Below are 3,855 nucleotides of genomic sequence, written 5' to 3'. Positions count from 1 at the left end.
GTTTTCTTCTCCCCTCGTTCGCTCTTTTTACGTGGCCCCGTGTCGCCGCCTGTCCCACGCGTATCATCGCTTACGATGTCCCGTATTATATGATGTTTTTTGTAGTGCTAGGGACGCCACGTAGGCTGTAACCTGCACGGTCTACGGCAACGTCAGCGGTGAATGAGCGCCAGGGCACTGATCCCGGTGGCCCGGGGACCGGAGGGGGCCCGGATCGCGCCCGCCGGGACCCCCGCCGCCGGCGCCCAGGCGAGCGCGATCCGGGCCCCCTCCGATCCCCGGACCAGCGCGATCAGTGCCTCGGCGAGCTCCCGGCTGACCCCGGCCCGCACCGCGGCGTCGAAGGCCTCCATGCCTCCGGTGGCCCGCTGGTAGTCCACGGCTTCGCGGGCCGCGTGCAGGGCGTGGTGGAGCCGGGTCACGGTGCCCCGGCCGCCGTCCACCGGTACGTACGCGGTCAGGCGCCGGCCGCCCGGGTGCGGGCCCACCAGGACCCCGTCCAGGGCCCGTTCGGCCTTGGCCCGGTGCCGGGCGCCGTAGTACCCGGCCCGGGCCCGTTCGGCCAGGGCCCCGGCGAGGAGGAGCTGACGGGCGGCCGAGCGCAGCTGTTCCTGCACCGTCCACGCGGCCTCGCCCTGGAGCCCGTACGCCCCCTGCGGTATCTCCCGGTCCCAGTGGATCTCGTCGCTGGGCACGCTCAGCCCGTAGAGCACCTCCCGCGCGGAGGGCAGGCCGCTGCGCGAGAGGGCGGTGATCGCCTCTTCGAGCAGGTCGGCGCAGTCGGGGAAGGTACGGCTCTCGGGGACGAGCAGGCTGGTGGCGGGGCGGGCCGTCGGGTGCGTGGCGGGCGGGGTCCAGCGCCCGTACCGGCCGGCCGCCCCGCCCCGGCGCTGCCAGCCGTGGCGGTGCAGCAGCGCGCCGAGCACGGCCGGGTCGACGTGCGCGGGATCGGGGGCGGCGGGGTGGGCGGAGTCCGTGAATCCGCCGTAGTCCGGGGACGGCAGCGGTTCCAGGTTCGGCGAGTGCCAGTGCATCAGGGTGTCCCTCCCGACCCGACCCGGGTCATGATCTCGCACAGCGCCCGGTCGTCGAAGATCCGCGTGGTCGGGATCCGCACGGTGGTCCGGCGGCGGCCGGTCACCGGGTGTCCGGCGAGATTGGTCCAGTAGCAGCAGTGCCGCAGGTCGAGGCGGTCGTGCCCGGCGGCGAGCCACTGGTCGCGCTCCCGCGGGACGAGCATCACGACGAGGATCTTGTGCACGGCGACCGGGGTGCGGGCCAGTTTCACCAGGTGCTCGTTGTCGAGGGTGAAGGCGAAGGTGGGCCCGGCCGGCCGGGGCGGTATCTGGTAAGTCGCCTTCAACTGCACCTTGATGGTGACCTCGTCGTCGACGACGTGCTCGGGGGCGCCGTGGCTGACGTGCCAGTCGATGCCGTTGTCCGGAAAGGGCTGGGAGAGGGAGCAGCCGGCCGCGGCGGCGACGGCGTGCAGGTATCCCACCTGAAGGGTTTCCATGCAGGCGGTGGTGGCGAGTGTGCCGCGCAGCGGTCCGGTCCGCGCGTCGTCCGGTGTTCCGGTCCGCGGATCGATCTGCCCCGCCAGCACCCCGCCCGGTTCGGGCTGCGCGAGCGCCATGGCCGGCTCCCCATGCCTTCCGGGCTCTGCCGTCGGTGGTGGGTGGGGTGACGACCGGTCATGTGTACGGCCCCCCATGGATGTTGTCTCCGCACCCGGGTCGTCGCAAACGGCGTACGGGGCAAACAGCCCGGGTATCACCGATGCGGGCGAAGGTGGCGTGATCCAGGTGCGCCCCATCTGCCGACCGGGGACGAGGAGTTCGCCATGACACGCTGGTACGAGGGCCCGCTGGCCGCATTCGACACGGAGACCACCGGGGTGGACGTCGAGCAGGACCGGATCGTGTCCGCCGCGCTCGTCGTGCAGGAGTGTGCGGGGGGCCGGGTCCGCACCACGCGCTGGCTGGTCAATCCCGGTGTTCCGGTGCCCCCGGGCGCGACGGAAGTGCACGGGCTCACCGACGAGCACCTGCAGCGTCACGGGCGCTGGCCGGCGCCCGTGGTGGAGGAGATAGCCCGTGCGCTCGGGGAGCAGCAGGTGGCCGCCCGGCCGGTGGTGGTGATGAACGCGCCGTTCGATCTGACGCTGCTGGACCGGGAGTTGCGCCGGCACCGGGCCTCGTCCCTGGCCCGGTATCTGGACAACCGGCCGCTGACGGTGCTGGATCCGCGGGTGCTGGACAAGCACCTGGACCGGTACCGCAAGGGGCGGCGGACGCTGACGGACCTGTGTGCGCATTACGGGATCGAGCTGGAGGGCGCGCACGACGCGGCGGCGGACGCGATGGCTTCGCTGGAGCTCGTACGGGCGGTGGGACGCCGGTTCGCGGCCCGGCTGGAGCGGCTGTCGCCGGCGGAGCTGCACACGCTGCAGGCGGTCTGGCACGCGGCCCAGGCGCGGGGCCTGCAGGCGTGGTTCGCGCGGCAGGGGACGCCGGAGCCGGTCGATCCGCACTGGCCGCTGCGGCCGGACCTGTCGACGGCGGCCTAGCGCAGACGGCCCCGTACATGCGGAAGGCCGGTCCGTCTTGCGACGGACCGGCCTGTCCCGGTGGGCGATACTGGGATCGAACCAGTGACCCCTTCGGTGTGAACGAAGTGCTCTCCCGCTGAGCTAATCGCCCGGGAACGCACCGAACAATACAGAAGCCTCGGGGCTGGTTCAAACCGCTTCCCTCCCGCTGCGTACTCAGTGCGGATCTGAGTACGCACACCCATGTCCTGACGGCGTGACCGGCGCCACACTCCCGGTATGAACAACCCTCTGCCACCGGCCGAAGAGCTGGCGCTCATCGACCGTGAGCTGGTGCAACTCGATGCCCGGCGGCTCCACTTGCTGACCCGCCGGGACTGGCTCCTGCGCATCCTCCAGCAGCCCGGACCCGTCCCCGCCCCCGCCGGCTGGGGGGCCGCCGTGCCCGCCGGGCCGCCCAAGGAGACCTCGGCCCCGAGCGCGCAGAACGTGCTGCTCACCCTGGGCGCCGTGCTGCTGGCCGTGGCCGCTCTGGCGTTCACGCTGGTCAGCTGGGGGTCCATGGGGATCGCCGGGCGCTCGGCGGTACTGGTCGCGGTGACGGCGGCGGCGCTGGCTGCGCCCGTACCGCTGCTGCGCCGGGGGCTGCGGTCGACGGCGGAGTCGGTCGCCGCGGTGGGGCTGCTGCTGACGGTGCTGGACGCGTACGCGCTGTACGCGGTCGGCATGCCGGACGCCGACGGCACCGGGTACGCGGCGGGTGCGGCCGCGGTGCTCGCGGCGGTGTGGGCCGGGTACGGCTCGGCCCTGCGGAAGCTGCGGCTCCCGCTGCCGGCGGCGGTGCTGGCGGCGCAGTTCCCGCTACCGCTGGCGGCGCTGGCCGCGCAGGCGGGCCCGCTGGAGTTCGGCTGGGCGCTGCTGGCGACGGCGGCACTGGATGCGGCGCTCGCCCTGCGGGCGCGGGCGGCGGCGGTCCCGGCGGCCGTGCTGACGGCGGCGGCGCTGCTGATCGGGGTGGCCCAGTCGTGGTCGGCGGACTCGGCGGCGCAGGCGCTTGCTCCGGCGGCGCTGCTGCTGGCGGGCGCGGCCCTGGGCACGGCGGCGGCCTGGCGGGAGCCGCGCGCCTGGGGCGCCGCGGTGGCGGCCGGCCTGGCGGCGGTGGTGGCGCTGGGCGGGCTGGTCCGGCCGGCCCTGACGGATTCGGTCCGGGACGGCGCGTGGGTGGCACTGGTGCACCTGCTGGTGGCGCTGCCGCTGCTGGCGGCGGTACGCGTCTCCGCGCTCCCTGCGGCCGTGCGGCGGGG

2 protein-coding genes, 1 tRNA gene and 2 pseudogenes are annotated in these 3,855 nt (G+C 74.1%); 2 read left to right on the top strand and 3 right to left on the bottom strand.

The genetic code is table 11. The features are described 5' to 3' along the window. Positions 1 to 172 precede the first annotated feature (172 nt). Together PV721_RS42070 and PV721_RS42065 are read right to left on the bottom strand one after the other, a co-directional pair. A pseudogene (locus PV721_RS42070) lies at positions 173 to 1,034 on the bottom strand (hypothetical protein); the annotation flags it as partial. Then, entirely contained in the window at positions 1,034 to 1,636 is a 603-nt protein-coding gene (locus tag PV721_RS42065; RefSeq protein ID WP_319733980.1) for a DUF4365 domain-containing protein, read from the bottom strand. The pseudogene PV721_RS42070 and the gene PV721_RS42065, both read right to left, overlap by 1 nt. A 207-nt stretch (positions 1,637 to 1,843) precedes the next feature. Here PV721_RS42065 and PV721_RS42060 point away from each other — a divergent pair, with 207 nt between their 5' ends. Beyond that, positions 1,844 to 2,569, top strand: coding sequence for a 3'-5' exonuclease (locus tag PV721_RS42060; protein WP_319733978.1), 726 nt, complete (start codon positions 1,844 to 1,846; stop codon positions 2,567 to 2,569). Between the two features lie 61 nt (positions 2,570 to 2,630). Here the strand turns inward: PV721_RS42060 and PV721_RS42055 are convergent. Next, a tRNA-Val gene (locus tag PV721_RS42055) sits at positions 2,631 to 2,702 on the bottom strand. Positions 2,703 to 2,830: 128 nt separating this feature from the next. On the opposite strand from PV721_RS42055, the pseudogene PV721_RS42050 reads away from it, so the two are divergent. Then, a pseudogene (locus PV721_RS42050) lies at positions 2,831 to 3,855 on the top strand (hypothetical protein); the annotation flags it as partial.

Origin of the sequence: Streptomyces sp. MB09-01 (assembly GCF_033794505.1) — a bacterium.
GTDB lineage: Bacteria > Actinomycetota > Actinomycetes > Streptomycetales > Streptomycetaceae > Streptomyces.
Note: the sequence above shows the minus strand (reverse complement) of the source record. Positions and strands in the feature narration are given on the sequence as shown.

Bases quoted from the DNA above. Each gene is read 5' to 3' on its own strand.
- PV721_RS42060 (WP_319733978.1), top strand. From the start codon at position 1,844: ATGACACGCTGGTACGAGGGCCCGCTGGCCGCATTCGACACGGAGACC.
- PV721_RS42065 (WP_319733980.1), bottom strand. From the start codon at position 1,636: ATGGCGCTCGCGCAGCCCGAACCGGGCGGGGTGCTGGCGGGGCAGATC.